Origin of the sequence: Microlunatus speluncae (genome assembly GCF_009299835.1) — a bacterium.
Taxonomy (GTDB): Bacteria; Actinomycetota; Actinomycetes; order Propionibacteriales; family Propionibacteriaceae; genus Microlunatus; species Microlunatus speluncae.
Window position 1 is genome coordinate 234,430 of record NZ_VKCZ01000003.1, and the last position, 14,046, is coordinate 248,475.

The window sequence follows — 14,046 nt, forward strand, 5'->3', positions numbered from 1 at the left end:
GCGGTCGGCAGCGGTGGACAGGGGGCAGACGAACAGGTTAGGCAATGCTAACTTAGGCACGCCTAAGCAGTTGACCTTGTCCCCGATCGCTCGGAGTCGCTTGTGTCCGAACTGCTGTCCTCCACTACCGCCGACCGTTACGCAACGCTGCTCGAATCCACCACTCGCCTGATCGCCGACCAGGTCGCCGCGGTCAGCCAACCGTTCTCGGGAGCCAGCCGGGCCGAGCTGCAACGGCTGGTCGACGACGTCGACCTGGACGCCGCCGGGCTCGGGACCGAGGCGGCGGTGCAGGAGGTGGGGCGGCTGTTCCTGCCGCACGCGGTCTGGTTCCACGATCCCTCCTACGCCGCGCATCTCAACTGTCCGGTCGCGCTGCCGGCGGTCGCCGCCGAGGCGGTCCTGGCCGCGGTGAACCCGTCGGTCGACACCTATGACCAGTCGACGATCGGGACCCTGATGGAGCGGCGGCTGGTCGACTGGACGGCGCGGCGGATCGGGTTCGCCGACGGCGACGGGATCTTCACCTCCGGCGGCACCCAGTCCAATCTGCAGGCGCTGCTGCTGGCCCGGGAGCACACGCTGCTGCGGAACCCGGCGTTGTCCCGCGCCGACGGACTGCCACGGCTGCGGATCCTCGCGACCGCGTCGAGTCACTTCAGCGTCGCCAAGGCCGCGTTGCTGCTCGGGCTCGGCGAGGACGCCGTGATCAAGGTCGCGGACGACGGGGCCGGCCGGATGGATCCGGCGGCGCTCGACGCGGCCCTGACCGAGGTCCGGCGGGCGGGCGGGCTGGCGATGGCGGTGGTCGCGACGGCCGGGACCACCGACCGCGGCGTGATCGATCCGGTCGACGCGATCGCGGATCGCTGCGAGCGGGCCGAGGTGTGGTTGCACGTCGACGCCGCGTACGGCTGCGGGCTGCTGGTGTCGCGCCGCCGCCGGAGCCTGCTGGTCGGCATCGAGCGGGCCCATTCGGTGACCGTGGACTATCACAAGAGCTTCTTCCAGCCGGTCTCATCGAGCGCGGTGATCATCCGCGACCCGGCGGCGTTCGCGCCGACCGTGTGGCACGCCGACTACCTGAATCCGCGGCAGGACGCCGAGCCCAACCAGGTCGACAAGTCGCTGCAGACCACCCGCCGGTTCGACGCCCTGAAACTGTGGACGACCCTGCGCGCGCTCGGTGCCGAGCGGCTGGGCGAGTTGTTCGACTCGGTGATCGATCTGGCCCGGGCGGTGCACGACGAGGTCGCCGCCGATCGTGATCTTGAGCTGGTCGGTCGGTCCCAGTTGAGCACCGTGCTGTTCCGGTACGCGCCCGCGGGGCTGGACGAGGCGGCCCGGGACTCCGCGGTGCCGGCCATCCGGCGGGCGTTGTTCGAGTCGGGCCGGGCGCACGTCGCCAAGACCATGATCAACGGCCGGCCGTGCCTCAAGCTCACCCTGCTCAATCCGGATGCCGGCCTGGACGACGTGCGCCGGATCCTGCTGTTGATCAAGCGCACCGGGGCCGCGTTGGCCGGGATCGAGCCGGGCGATGTGCTTGATCAACAACGGAGCCGGCTCCGCGCCGCCGCGGAGGCGGCAGCATGAGCCCCGAATTCGATCACGTCCATGACCTGGTCGGGATCGGCATCGGGCCGTTCAACCTCGGCCTGGCCTGCCTGGCCGAGCCGCTCGACCTGGACACGGTGTTTCTCGACTCCGCCCCGGAGTTCCGCTGGCATCCGGGGATGATGATCGACGGAGCGACGATCCAGGTGCCGTTCCTGGCCGATCTGGTCTCGCTGGCCGACCCGACCTCGCCGTTCTCGTTCCTCAACTGGCTCAAGCGGACCGGTCGGCTCTACCCGTTCTACATCCGGGAGAGCTTCTATCCGCTCCGCGCCGAGTACGACGCGTACGGCCGCTGGGCCAGCGAGCAACTGCCGAACCTGCGCTGGGGCCGGCACGTCACGATGATCGAGTACGACAGCGACGGCGACCTGTACCGGGTCCGGGCCGAGCGACGCGACACCGGCGAAGCCGAGGTGGTGCTGGCACGGCATGTCGTGGTCGGCGTCGGCACCCGGCCGTTCGTGCCGGAGCCGCTGCGTGAGCTGGCCGGCCCGGTGCTGCACAGCGCCGACTACCTTGATCATCGGGACCGGCTGCGCCAGGCCCGGTCGATCATGATCATCGGCAGTGGCCAGTCGGCGGCCGAGATCTATCGCGAGCTGCTCGGTGATCTTCCCGGCGGCGGCTATCGGCTGGACTGGGTGACCCGGTCGCCGCGGTTCTTCCCGATGGAATACACCAAGCTCACGCTGGAGCTCACCTCGCCCGACTACACCGATCACTTCCACGGATTGCCGCTGCAGCAGCGACAGCGGCTCGGCCGGGACCAGCGGGCGCTCTACAAGGGCATCTCGGGCGACCTGATCGACGACATCTACGACACGCTGTATCGGCTCAGCGCCGGTGGCCCGGTGCCGACCACACTGCTGACGGAAACCGAACTGGTCGACGCCGACTGGGACGGCGAGCAGTATCGACTGCGGTTGCGGCACACCCAGCTCGATCGGGTCTATCAACGCCGGGCCGACGCGCTGGTCCTGGCCACCGGCTACACCGCCGGGATCCCGTCCTTCCTTGATCCGATCCGGAACCGGCTGCTGATCGATCCGGTCGGCCGGCTCGCGGTCGCCCGCGACTACAGCATCGACGCGGGCCGGGGCCGGATCTTCGTCCAGAACGGCGAGGAGCACACCCACGGCCTGACCGCGCCGGACCTCGGCTTCGGCGCCTGGCGCAACTCGGCCATCCTGGCCGCGATCACCGGCGCTGAGCCGTACCCGATCGAACGCCGGATCGCGTTCCAGGAGTTCGGCCTGCCGGCCGATGCCGAGCCGTCCGAGGCCTCCGCGGCGGACACCCTGGGGGTGGCCCGATGATCACCGAGGCGCAGCGACGAACCGAGATCCGGCCGGTGGCACCGGCGGACGACGCCCCGCTGGTCCGGCGCTGGTTGACCGGTCCCCGGGCCGCGTTCTGGCGGATGGGTCACCTCGAGGTCGATCAGGTGCGGGACTATCTGGCCGGCATCGTGGCCGATCCGGATCAGGCCGCCTGGCTGGGATCGGTCGACGGCGGCCCGGCGTTCCTGGCCGAGACCTACGACCCGGCCCGGGTGCTGCTCGCCGGCCGGTACTCGGCGTTGCCCGGTGATCTTGGGATGCACGTGCTGATCGCCCCGCCCGACGGGCCGTCGAGCCACGGCTTCACCGGTGCCGTGTTCGCGGCCGTGATGCGCTGGTGCTTCGACCGGCTGGGGGCCGAACGGGTCGTCGTCGAGCCCGACGTGGCCAACACCAAGATCATCGCGATGAACGCCCGCGCCGGCTTCCGGGTGCTGGACGAGCTCGAGCTGCCCGAGGGCGACGGGACCAAGCAGGCGGCCCTCTCGGCCTGCACCCGGGCCGACTTCGCCTCCTCAGTCCTGGGAAGGAATTCATGATCACGAACGCGGAACACCTGACGCCGAAGACGATGGAAGCGGCCCAGCGTCACCTGACCGCCAAGGCGATCGCCGAATTCAGCCACGAGCGGCTGATGGCGCCGGAGCGCGACGGCGACGGTTGGCGGCTCGAGCTGGACGGCGGCCGGGTCCGCTACCGCTTCCGGGCCGAGCGGCTGGCGCTGGAGCACTGGCTGATCGACGAGCCGAGCCTGGACCGAACCGTCGCCGGGGCGCCGGCACCGCTGGACGCGCAGCAGCTGGTGCTGGAGCTGCAGCCGCTGCTCGACATCCCCGATGATCTTGTCGGCACCTACCTGGAGGAGATCGCGTCGACCCTGGCCGCCGCGGCGTACAAGCGGGACGCCTATCACCTGAACGGTGGTGGGCCGACCGCCGGCGAGCTCGTCGACGCCGACTTCCAGACGATCGAGTCGTCGATGACCGAGGGCCATCCCGGCTTCGTGGCCAACAACGGCCGGATCGGTTTCGCCGTGGACGAGTACGCGGCCTACGCGCCGGAGGCCGGGGAGCCGTTCCGGCTGGTCTGGCTCGCCGCGCGGCGCGAGCACACCCACCTGGCACTCGGCCAGGGCCTGGCCGAGGCGAGCTTCGTCGCCGGTGAGCTGGGCGCCCGGCAGGTGCAACGCTTCCGGGATCGGCTCACCGGGCTCGGGCTCGACCCGGCCGAATACCACTGGCTGCCGGTCCATCCGTGGCAGTGGCGGCACCGGATTGCGATCACGTTCGCGCCTGACGTGGCCCGGCGCGACCTGGTGTTCCTCGGCGAGAGCGACGACGACTACCTGGCTCAGCAGTCGATCCGCACGCTGTTCAACCGGACCCATCCGGACCGGCACTACGTCAAGACCGCGCTCGCCGTGCAGAACATGGGGTTCCTGCGCGGGCTGTCGCCGGCCTACATGCGGGTCACCCCGGCGATCAACGACTGGGTGGCCGACCTGGTCGGTGCCGATCAGACCCTCGGTGAGGCACGGTTCCGGGTGCTCCGGGAGCGGGCGTCGATCGGTTACACCGGTGACGCGTATCACCGCACGGCGCGGCCGAACGCGCACCGCAAGATGATCGCCGCGCTCTGGCGGGAGAGCCCGCTGCCGCTGCTCCGCGGCCGTGAACGGCTGTCCACCATGGCCGCCCTGCTGCACCGCGACCCGGCCGGAGCTTCGGTGATCACCGCCTTGATCCGATCGTCCGGACTGCCCGCGGAGACGTGGATCCGGGACTATCTGCACGGCTATCTGCGGCCGTTGGTGCACTGTCTGCTGGCGTACGATCTCGCCTTCATGCCGCACGGCGAGAACCTGATCCTGGTGCTCGATGATCACCGGCCGGCCGGAGTGTTCATGAAGGACATCGGCGAGGAGATCGCCGTGCTGGCCGACCGGGCGGTGCCCGAGCCGGTCCGACGGGTCGTCCATCCCGTCGACGACCGGGAGAAGGCGCTGGTGATCTTCACCGACGTTTTCGACGGCGTGCTGCGGCACCTGGCCGGCATCCTGCACGCCGACCGGACGCTGCCGGAGTCCACCTTCTGGCGGCTGGTGGCCGAGTGCGTCGATCGGCACGCGGCCGATCATCCGGAGCTCGACTCCGCGATCGACCTGCGAGCGGCCCGGTTCGACCACTCCTGCCTGAATCGGCTCCAGCTCCGGAACACCTTGCAGATGGTCGATCTGACCAATCAGTCGGAGTCGTTGATCTATGCCGGCACGCTGGCCAACCCGATCGCCCGGTCCGGTGGTCCCGCCGTCGCGGAGAGTGGGACGCCCCTCGACTCCGCCCTCGTCGGCTGACAGAGTGCGGGCATGCCGACCGAGCTGTTTCGCGATGATCATGGTGTCCCGCATCTTCGAGCCGATGATCATCTGGCGCTCGCGTACGCCCAGGGGAGGGTGACCGCCCGGGATCGCGGCTGGCAGATCGAGACCGACCGGCTCCGGACCGAGGGCCGGCTGGCCTTGCTGATCGGCTCGGCCGGGGTCGCCTGGGACGTCTTCGCCCGCCGGGCCCGGTTGGCCGACACGGCGCGGCGGGCCTATCAGGCCCTCGGGTCGGAGGTGCGGATCTGGGTGGACGCCTACACGGCCGGGGTCCGGCACGGGCTGCGGGAGACCACGCCGGCCGAGTACGGGCTGCTGGAGCGGCACTTCGGTGATCGTTTCGAGCCCGACGAGTGGCCGGACTGGGCCCCGCTCGGCATCCTGCACACCTGCCATGTGCTGTTCGGCAGCATGCCGGCGCTGTTCTGGCGGACGCACGTGGCCGCCACGCTCGGCGACGCCGCGGTCGCCCTGTTCGCGAGCGACGAACCGTTGTCCGGCAGCAACGCTTGGGCCCTGCACGGTTCCCGGACCGCCGGCGGCGCGCCGGTGCTGGCCGGGGACCCACATCGGGTGATCGAACTGCCCGGGGTCTATCAGCAGCTCCGGCTGGCCTGCCCGGAGTTCGACGTGATCGGGCTGGCCTTCCCCGGAGTGCCGGGCATCGCCCACTTCGGCCACACCGGCCAGGCCGCCTGGGGCATCACCAACGCCACCGCGCACGGGGCCGACCTGTTCGCCGAGCGGCTGCGGCGCACCGGTTCCGGCTACGAGGCTCTCGGTCCGCAGGGTTGGCAGCCGACCGACCTGGAGCGGAGCACGGTGCAGGTGCGCGGTGGCGAACCCATGATCATCGAGGCGATCGAGACCCGGCGTGGACCGGTGGTGACCGAGCTGAGCCAAGGGTCCGACGCCGAGCTGACCGGGTTCAGTCTGCGGTCGCCGGCCCGGGCCGAGGCCGACCTGGGCTTCGGCGCGCTGCTGCCGCTGCTCCGGGCCCGGACCGCCGCCGACGTCGTCGCGGCGTTCGGCCGCTGGGTCGATCCGGTCAACCGACTGCTCGCCGCGGACACCACCGGCGCGGTGTTGTCGGCGACCGTGGGCCGGGTGCCGGCCCGGGCTTCGGCGGAGCGGCGGCTGGCGCTGGACCCGACCAACACCGACCTTGTCGCGGCGGCTCCGATGCCGGCCGCGATCGCGGTGACCGACATCGCCGTCGACGCCAACGAACGACCGGCCCGGGCCGAGATCGACTTCGGCTGGGACTACCCGCCGCCGCATCGCGCCGACCGGATCACGGCCCTGCTGGCCGAGCTCCGGCCGACCACGATCGCCGAGTTGGAGCCGATCTGGGCCGACGTCGCGCTGGGCTCCGCAGCGCCGCTGCTCGCCCTGCTGCCGGCCGCCGACCGGCTCGGACCGGCTGCCCGGGCCGTACGCGACGAACTGCTGGGCTGGGAGGGCCGGATGACGGCCGATGATCCGGCCGCGGCGCGCTTCGTGGCCTGGCGGGCCGCCCTGGCCGGCCGGGTCGCCGCCGAGCCCGTACTCGCGCCGCTCGGGCGACCGCACGGCCTCGGCGCGATCTTCGATCCGTGGTTCTCGGTCACCGCGCGGGTCGCCGCCGCCCTGCCGCGGCTGCTCGCGGACGAGACCCTCGGGTTGCCTGCCGAGTCCTTGATCATCGCCGCCCTGGAGGACGCCGCCGCGACGCCGGCGGAGCCGTGGGGTGCCCGGCACCGGCTGCGCCCGCTGCACCTGCTCGGCGAGGTCGACGGCCTCGATCCGGGTGCCGTACCGGGCGCCGACCTCACGCCCGAACTGTCCGGCGACAACGACACGGTCCGCTGCACCGGGACCACGCCCGGGGTCACCGACCGCTGTTCCCGCGGCTCGGTCGCCCGCTGGGCCTGGGACCTCGGTGATCGCGCGAACAGCCGCTGGAGCGTGCCCTTCGGCGCTTCCGGGGACCCGGCCTCGCCCCACTTCGCCGATCAACTCGCCGGCTGGGTCGACGTCGCCCCGACCAAGATCGAGACCGACTGGTCCCGGCTGCGGCCGGATGATCTCTTCGATCGAAGTCGATCATGAACGCCCCGGACCTTGATCGACTCGCTGCGGGCCGACCCGGCGAGCAGGTGTACGTCGAGCAGGAGCCTGAACTCGGCGAGGCGACCGTCACAGTGCTCGACCCTGACGGCGATCTGGACACCATCCATCGTTGGGTCCGCGAACCGCACGCCGGCTTCTGGGGGTTGGCCGGGCTGAGTCGGACCGAGCTGCGGGAGCTCTACGCCTACGTCGATTCCCTGCCCAGCCACCACGCTTTCCTGATCCGATTCGGTGGCGTGCCGGTGGTGCTGCTGCAGACCTATCAACCCGAGTGCGATCCGGTCGGTGAGTGCTACCCGGTCGAGCCGGGCGACGTCGGCGTCCACTTCCTGCTCGGCGCCCGCTCCCGCCGGATCCCCGGCTACACCGGCCGGATCGCCGCCCTGGTCGCGCGGTTCCTGTTCTCCCGACCCGGCGCGCAACGCATCATCGGCGAACCGGACATCCGCAACCGTCCCGCCGTCGAGCGCCTCACCCGTCTCGGCTTCCAACTCGGCCCGGAGATCGACCTGCCGGACAAGCGCGCCCAACTCGCCTTCCTCACCCGTTCCCGCTGGGAGTCCACAACGACCCATCCCGACCTCCCGGGTGAGATCGTCGTTTCTTGAGCCTGCCGAAGGGCAGTCCGGACGGTTTCCGTTCCCTGATCCTCGGATGGGCGGTCCCATGGTCAGCTTCTCTTGAGCCCGGGGATCCACCGACGGCGCGGCAGCGAGCGGCGCCACCCGTGTCGGGTTTCTCGGCCGGGTGCAGACCTGCGTTGGTCGAAAGACGCACCAATGGGGACGGGTAGGCGGGGTGGGACGCGGCCGAGTTGGCCGGTTCCGGCCGGGGTCGGGGACGAGCGGGCGCAGGTCGCGTTCCGAGGGATTCCGTGCTCGGCGTACCGGGCTTCGCATCCCCCACCCGCTAGCGGGCATCCGGACTACGCGAGTGGACGCTTTGGCCACCCAAGAGTGCCCCGGGCGTGGCCAAGGCGTCCACTCGGCGTGCAAACCGGCAAACCGACCTCGGCAACCATCTGGCGGACGGCAGGGAACAGGAGTTCTGCTCAACCCGCCCGTCCTTGATGCATCTCTTCGTCTTTCAGCCCAGCCCCGTCCCGGCCGATCTGCACCGACTACGCGGCCCCGCCGGCAGCTGCGCTCATCGGCACAACCTGGCAGCGCTCGGCGCGGATCCAGGTCGCGGCAGGCGAGACGGCGCCGCACGTGGCCGGCGCGGCAGCGCTGTAGGCCCAGCAACATCCGGACTGGCGCGCGGCGGAACTCAAGACGCTCTGGAACGCGCCGAAGGATCCGGGCCCGAGCGGGCCGGAGAGCCATCGACCCCTCGCGACGCACTGCCGCTGACCACCGGAGAGCGGCTTCGGCTTGCGGTTGAGGACCTTCTCCAGGCCCAGCAGCTTGGCGGCCTCAAGCACACGCCGTGTTGATCATTCACCAGAGCTCGAGGGTTTCGATGATCATGGGAGCCGGCGGCAGCGGGGCGGAGGGTCTGAGGGTGATCATGGCTCGCGGCAGCGGGAGGTCGGTGCGCAGGGTGATCATGGAACGCCAGCGTCGGGCGTCGTCGAGGCCGGCCAGGACCTGATCGCCGATCCGTCCGGTGAGGCGGCCCGAGTCGGGCAGTTGATCAAGGGTCAGGCCTTCGGCGAGCAGGCGGGCGGCGGTGATCGTGCCGACGCCGTGGATGCCGCGGATGCCGTCCGACGGGTCGCCGACCAGGCTGGTCCGGTCGCACCACTGGGTCGGCCGGACGCCGAACCGGGATTCGACCTCGGCGGCGTCGATGACCCGCCGGCCGGGGTAGCGGGCGGTGTTGAGGATCCGGGTGCGGCGATCCAGCAGCTGATAGAAGTCGCGGTCGAGGGACATGATCCAGACGTCGCGGCGCGGCGTGGCCCGACGGCACCGGCGGGTCAAAGTGGCGATCACGTCGTCCGCTTCGGCGGTGTCGAGGCAGAGCTGGCGCAGGCCGATGGCGTCCAGGCCTCGGTTGACGTCGGCCAGGGACTTGATCGGTGCCATCGCGTCCTCGTCCGTCGGCCGATGCGCCTTGTAGTCCGGATCGACCGCCGTCCGGTCGCCCCAGGCATTCTCGCCGTCGAAGACGACGATCACCTCCGAGGCGGCGGGCAGTTCGCGAATCGCCACCCGGAGCAGGGCGAAGAAGCCGAACACGCCGGTCAGGTCGCGGGTCTTGTCCCGGCTGCGGATCCGGGCCGGAAAGCCGTACCAGGCTCGCCACAGCAAGTTGTGTCCGTCCACCAGCAGCAGTGGGGTCGAAGCGGTCATCGGGCGCGCACCTACCTCCAGCTCGTTGGCCGCTGAGCTGGGCGGGCGGGTCGCACCGATCGAGGTGCGCAGTGATCCCCAGGAACCTTCACCGTACGACCTCGTACCGACAACCCGGCCGACAACCCGCCGGGCTCACGCCAGGAGCTGCGGCTGACCCACCTGAGGCAGCAGCATCACCCGCCCGGCCAGGGAGTCGTCGGCGATCAGCCCGAGCACGGCGTCGGTGAACGCCGCAATCGGAATCGGCGGCGGGTCCGAAGCCAGCTCGGCGTCGGTCACGCGTTCGGTCGCCACCCAGTCCGGCACCAGACAGACGACCCGGGCCGGCGCGACATCGGCGAGAGTGGCGGTGAACCTGATCACCCCGGCCTTGGCCGCCGAATACTCGGGCGACGGATGCGGACCCAGTCCCAGCCCCGCGATCGAGGAGATGTTGACGATCACCCCGCCGTCGCTCCGCATCGTCACGAGGGCGTGTTGGGTCGCCCGCATCGGCCCGATCAGATTGAGCGTGAGCAGCCGTTCCCACTCTTCCGCCGACGCCTCGGGGAAGTGCGGCGGCAGGTGACCGCCACCGCCGGCGTTGTTGATCAGGATCCGCGGCCGGGTCGAGGTGATCAGATCGGCGGTCTGCTGCGGATCGGTCAGGTCGGTCCGGACGAACCGGCAGCGATCGGCCCCGGCGCGATCGACGGTCTCCCGACCGCCCACCTCGTCGATGTCGGCCACCACGACCTCGGCTCCGGCCGCCGCCAGCGCGATTGCCACCGCGCGGCCGGTCCCGATCGCACCTCCGGTGACCACGGCTCTGCGTCCCTCGATGTCCATGGTTCATGCCTACCGGCGGACCCTGACAGTCCGATCGACAGGACGGCGCGGTGCAGCCAGTGCCCAGCACTCCGTCGCGAATCCCGGCCCGAGAGCTGCTTCGCCCCACCTTTCGTCACTCGCGACGGCTGTAGCTGGCGCGAAGCACGAGGAAGAGGCGCGAAGGGGGCAGCACCGTTGTGACCCGGCCGTGGCGCGCAAGATCGCTCCGGGGTTCTGCTCGGGTGCTCTTCGCCCCATCTCTCCGCACCACGCGACAGCAGTAGTCGGTGCGAAGTGCGAGGAACGGGCGCGAAGAGAGCTTGGCCGCGATCGCCGGACCGGGCGGTCAGCGACGATGAGCGGAACGGCGGAGGGAGGCGGCGTGCAGGTCGGCGGCTTCGGCGTAGTAGCCGACCAGTTCGGTGCAGACCGGGCGCCAGCCGCGATGCAGGACGGAGGCCCGGGCGGCGCGACCGAAGGCTTCCCGCTTGGCGTCGTCGCCGACCAGGTCGCGGACCCGGTCGCGCATCGTCAGCAACTCGCCCGGCGGATAGAGCCAACCGGTGCGACTGTGATCGATCAGGTCCAGCGGCCCGCCCGCGGCCGGGGCGACCACCGGGACGCCGCTCGCCATCGCCTCCTGGACCACCTGACAGAACGTCTCCGACTCGCCCGGCGTCACCAGCACGTCGAGGCCGGAGACGGCCCGAGCAAGATCATCTCCGTGCAGCATGCCGGTGAAGATCGCTTCCGGCAGCACGGTGGCCAGACGTCGACGTTCCGGCCCGTCGCCGATGATCACCAGCCGGCAGCCGGGAAGATCACGGAGCACGGCAAGATCATCAAGCTGTTTCTCGGCGGCCAGTCGGCCGACGAAGCCGATCAACTTCTCGCCGTTCGGGGCCAGCCGGCGGCGCAGTTCATGATCACGACGGTCCGGCCGGAATCGCCGCGAGTCGACCCCGCGACGCCACAACCGGATCCGTTCGACGCCCTGCGCCTCCAGGGCCGTGACCGAGGCCGAGGAAGGTGCGAGGGTCAGGGTGGCGCGGGAGTGGAGGTCGCGGATCCGGCGCCAGAGCAGGCGTTCGCCGAGCCGGAAGCCGGATCGCACGGCGAGCCCGGGCACGTCGGTCTGATACACCGCAACGGTCGGCAGGCCGACCGCCTGGGCCGCCAGCACGCCACGCCAGCCGAGCATGAACGGCGAGGCCAGATGCATCACATCCGGACGGAAGTCGCGCAGCAGGGACGCCACCGGAGCCGCGGGTCCGCCCGCGATCCGCACCTCGGGATAGATCGGCAGCGGCAGTGACGGCACCGTGATCACCGGGGCACCGGACATGATCATCGGCACGCCGACCGGATCGGCCGGGGCGATGACCAGGGCTTCGTCACCGCGGGCGTGCAGGTGCTCCAGGACCCGGAGGACCGAGTGGACGACACCGTTGGTTTGGGGGAGGAAGGACTCGGCGATCAGCGCGACCCTCATACTGTCGACGATCCCGGCTCGGACCGTCGCCGGGGCAACGACCGCGTGACGAGTCGGGAACGGTCACCGGTCGGTTCGGCTACGCCGGGCGAGGGGATCGGGCTTGCCCCCTTCGACAGGCTCAGGACATGCTTCGACAGGCTCAGGGAACGGAACAAGCGGTTCCTGCCGTACTTCTGCTTTCGTCCTGATTCTTCGTCTCGGCGAGGAGCTGGGGCTTGCCCTCGACAGGCTCAGGGAACGGAACAAGCGGTCCTCCCGATCTCCGGCTCCTGCCCCGGTCGGTCGGGCGGATCGGGGCGGGCATTACGGTGGTGCCCATGCGTGAGGCGTTCCAGACCGACCTGGCTGCCAAGCCCGGCGGCAGCTACTCCCAGGGCATCGCGGCCGGGGGCTTCTTCTATACCGCGGGGGTCGGGCCGGTCGATCCGGCCAGCGGCCAGGTCGTCGGCGAGACGATCGAAGAGCAGACGGCGAGGGTGCTGGACAACCTCGAGGCGATCCTCGGCTCGGCCGGGCTCGGTTGGGGTGACGTCGTCAAGGTGACCACCCACCTGCAGGAGTTGCACCGCGACTTCGCCGGCTATGACCAGGTCTATCGGAGCCGGCTGGTCGAGCCGTTCCCGGTGCGGACCACGGTCGGCTCGCAGGTGATGAACATCCTGGTCGAGATCGATGTCGTCGCCGTCCGCCCGCAGGCCGGGTAGCACCGCGGCGCTCGAGCGCACCGTTGCCGATCATGGCGACGTGCCGCTCGACTGGCGCCACAAGGGATTCACCGGGGCCGACAGCACGATCGGCGAGTTGCGTGCCTCGAGTCGGCCGCTGTCGTCGCTCGGCTCACCGTTGATGATCATCGACCGTTCGGCCGTGCACGCCAACATCACCGGGATGAACGCCTGGTGCGCCGAGCGCGGTGCCGTGCTCGCGCCGCACGGCAAGACCACGATGGCGCCGAGCCTGTGGCTGGACCAACTGCGCGCCGGCTGTGTCGCGATCACGGTCGCCAACGCCTTCCAGCTCCGGGTCGCCCGCGCCGTCGGCGTGCCCGATCTGATCGTCGCCAACGAGCTCGTCGACCCGCGGGAGCTGGCCTGGATCGGCACCGAGCTCGACCGGGATCCGGCCTTCGGTCTGACCTGCTGGGTCGACTCGGTGGCCGGCGTCGAGCTGATGCAGCAGGCGCTGACCGGACACGGCAGCCGGCCGCTGGACGTGTGCGTCGAGGTCGGCGGGGTCGGCGGCCGCGCCGGCGCGCGCGACCCGTTGGCGGTCCGGGCGGTGGCCGAGGCCGTCGTCGCCGCCGATCGGCTGCGGTTGGCCGGGATCAGTTGCTACGAGGGCGCGGTGCCGGGGATCGGCGCCGACGCGGCCGGGCTGGCCACCGTCGACGCCTTCCTGGAGTCGGTCGTCGAGCTGCATCACCAGCTGACCGAGTTGTACGAGAGCGACCGGCCCGTGATCACCGCCGGCGGCAGCTCCCACTTCGACCGGGTCGCGGCGGCGTTCGGCGGTCTGGACGGGGTGGACGTGGTGATCCGCTCCGGGGCGTACGCGGTGCACGACGATCTGCACTATGCCCAGGTGACGCCGAGCACCCGCGGTGCCGGGCCGGAGTTCGTCCCGGCGATCAGCACCTGGGCGACGGTGCTGTCCCGGCCCGAGCCCGGCCGGGTGATCATCGACGCGGGCCGGCGGGACGTCCCGTTCGACCAGGACCTGCCGATCGTGCTGGACGCGCGGCGACGCACCGACGACGGCCTGCGCCGGATCGATCCGGGCGCGACGACGGTGATCAGCCTCAATGATCAACACGGCTATCTCGACGTCGCCGCCGACTCCGAACTCGAGGTCGGAGACCTGGTCCGGCTCGGGCTCTCCCATCCCTGCACGGCGTTCGACAAGTGGCGCGTGATCGGTGTGGTGGAGTCGAATCAGCCCGACGACCCGACGGTGGTCGACGCGGTGCTGACCTACTTCTGATCTTGACGC

Annotated in this window: 11 protein-coding genes; 8 read left to right on the forward strand and 3 right to left on the reverse strand. The window is 70.8% G+C overall.

What is annotated here, in order from left to right:
* The first annotated feature begins 102 nt into the window (after window positions 1-102).
* The 6 genes from FNH24_RS04595 to FNH24_RS04620 are packed head-to-tail and all read left to right on the forward strand — an operon-like array spanning window position 103 to window position 8,060.
* Complete coding sequence (locus FNH24_RS04595; RefSeq protein WP_152360965.1) at window positions 103-1,596, forward strand: pyridoxal phosphate-dependent decarboxylase family protein; 1,494 nt, start codon at window positions 103-105, stop codon at window positions 1,594-1,596.
* Window positions 1,593-2,936 (forward strand): lysine N(6)-hydroxylase/L-ornithine N(5)-oxygenase family protein, encoded by a 1,344-nt coding sequence (locus FNH24_RS04600; RefSeq protein WP_152360966.1) that lies wholly within the window; start codon window positions 1,593-1,595, stop codon window positions 2,934-2,936. The genes FNH24_RS04595 and FNH24_RS04600 overlap by 4 nt, the downstream gene beginning before the upstream one ends.
* Window positions 2,933-3,499, forward strand: a complete 567-nt coding sequence (locus FNH24_RS04605) for a GNAT family N-acetyltransferase (RefSeq protein ID WP_152360967.1) — start codon at window positions 2,933-2,935, stop codon at window positions 3,497-3,499. The genes FNH24_RS04600 and FNH24_RS04605 overlap by 4 nt, the downstream gene beginning before the upstream one ends.
* Window positions 3,496-5,313 carry an IucA/IucC family protein gene (locus tag FNH24_RS04610; RefSeq protein ID WP_152360968.1) on the forward strand — a complete coding sequence of 606 codons (1,818 nt, stop codon included), beginning with the start codon at window positions 3,496-3,498 and terminating at the stop codon, window positions 5,311-5,313. The genes FNH24_RS04605 and FNH24_RS04610 overlap by 4 nt, the downstream gene beginning before the upstream one ends.
* A gap of 12 nt (window positions 5,314-5,325) precedes the next feature.
* Entirely contained in the window at window positions 5,326-7,431 is a 2,106-nt protein-coding gene (locus tag FNH24_RS04615; RefSeq protein WP_152360969.1) for a penicillin acylase family protein, read from the forward strand.
* Window positions 7,428-8,060 carry a GNAT family N-acetyltransferase gene (locus FNH24_RS04620; protein WP_152360970.1) on the forward strand — a complete coding sequence of 211 codons (633 nt, stop codon included), beginning with the start codon at window positions 7,428-7,430 and terminating at the stop codon, window positions 8,058-8,060. The genes FNH24_RS04615 and FNH24_RS04620 overlap by 4 nt, the downstream gene beginning before the upstream one ends.
* An 831-nt stretch (window positions 8,061-8,891) precedes the next feature.
* Here the strand turns inward: FNH24_RS04620 and FNH24_RS04625 are convergent.
* The 3 genes from FNH24_RS04625 to FNH24_RS04635 all read right to left on the reverse strand — a co-directional run bounded on the left by FNH24_RS04625 (window position 8,892) and on the right by FNH24_RS04635 (window position 12,054).
* Window positions 8,892-9,749, reverse strand: a complete 858-nt coding sequence (locus FNH24_RS04625; RefSeq protein ID WP_152360971.1) for a 5'-3' exonuclease — start codon at window positions 9,747-9,749, stop codon at window positions 8,892-8,894.
* A gap of 135 nt (window positions 9,750-9,884) precedes the next feature.
* Entirely contained in the window at window positions 9,885-10,580 is a 696-nt protein-coding gene (locus FNH24_RS04630) for an SDR family NAD(P)-dependent oxidoreductase (protein WP_152360972.1), read from the reverse strand.
* A 328-nt stretch (window positions 10,581-10,908) separates the two neighbouring features.
* The gene (locus FNH24_RS04635) at window positions 10,909-12,054 is read right to left on the reverse strand and encodes a glycosyltransferase family 4 protein (RefSeq protein ID WP_152360973.1); all 1,146 of its coding nucleotides are present in this window, start codon (window positions 12,052-12,054) and stop codon (window positions 10,909-10,911) included.
* A 320-nt stretch (window positions 12,055-12,374) separates the two neighbouring features.
* Here FNH24_RS04635 and FNH24_RS04640 point away from each other — a divergent pair, with 320 nt between their 5' ends.
* Window positions 12,375-12,761: a RidA family protein gene (locus tag FNH24_RS04640; protein WP_152360974.1), complete on the forward strand. Its 387-nt coding sequence runs from the start codon at window positions 12,375-12,377 to the stop codon at window positions 12,759-12,761.
* Window positions 12,730-14,037: a type III PLP-dependent enzyme domain-containing protein gene (locus tag FNH24_RS04645; protein ID WP_152360975.1), complete on the forward strand. Its 1,308-nt coding sequence runs from the start codon at window positions 12,730-12,732 to the stop codon at window positions 14,035-14,037. The genes FNH24_RS04640 and FNH24_RS04645 overlap by 32 nt, the downstream gene beginning before the upstream one ends.
* The last annotated feature ends 9 nt before the right edge of the window (window positions 14,038-14,046 follow it).

Bases quoted from the DNA above. Each gene is read 5' to 3' on its own strand.
- FNH24_RS04645 (WP_152360975.1), top strand. From the start codon at position 12,730: ATGTCGTCGCCGTCCGCCCGCAGGCCGGGTAGCACCGCGGCGCTCGAG.
- FNH24_RS04600 (WP_152360966.1), top strand. From the start codon at position 1,593: ATGAGCCCCGAATTCGATCACGTCCATGACCTGGTCGGGATCGGCATC.
- FNH24_RS04630 (WP_152360972.1), bottom strand. From the start codon at position 10,580: ATGGACATCGAGGGACGCAGAGCCGTGGTCACCGGAGGTGCGATCGGG.
- FNH24_RS04615 (WP_152360969.1), top strand. From the start codon at position 5,326: ATGCCGACCGAGCTGTTTCGCGATGATCATGGTGTCCCGCATCTTCGA.
- FNH24_RS04610 (WP_152360968.1), top strand. From the start codon at position 3,496: ATGATCACGAACGCGGAACACCTGACGCCGAAGACGATGGAAGCGGCC.
- FNH24_RS04625 (WP_152360971.1), bottom strand. From the start codon at position 9,749: ATGACCGCTTCGACCCCACTGCTGCTGGTGGACGGACACAACTTGCTG.
- FNH24_RS04605 (WP_152360967.1), top strand. From the start codon at position 2,933: ATGATCACCGAGGCGCAGCGACGAACCGAGATCCGGCCGGTGGCACCG.
- FNH24_RS04620 (WP_152360970.1), top strand. From the start codon at position 7,428: ATGAACGCCCCGGACCTTGATCGACTCGCTGCGGGCCGACCCGGCGAG.
- FNH24_RS04640 (WP_152360974.1), top strand. From the start codon at position 12,375: ATGCGTGAGGCGTTCCAGACCGACCTGGCTGCCAAGCCCGGCGGCAGC.
- FNH24_RS04635 (WP_152360973.1), bottom strand. From the start codon at position 12,054: ATGAGGGTCGCGCTGATCGCCGAGTCCTTCCTCCCCCAAACCAACGGT.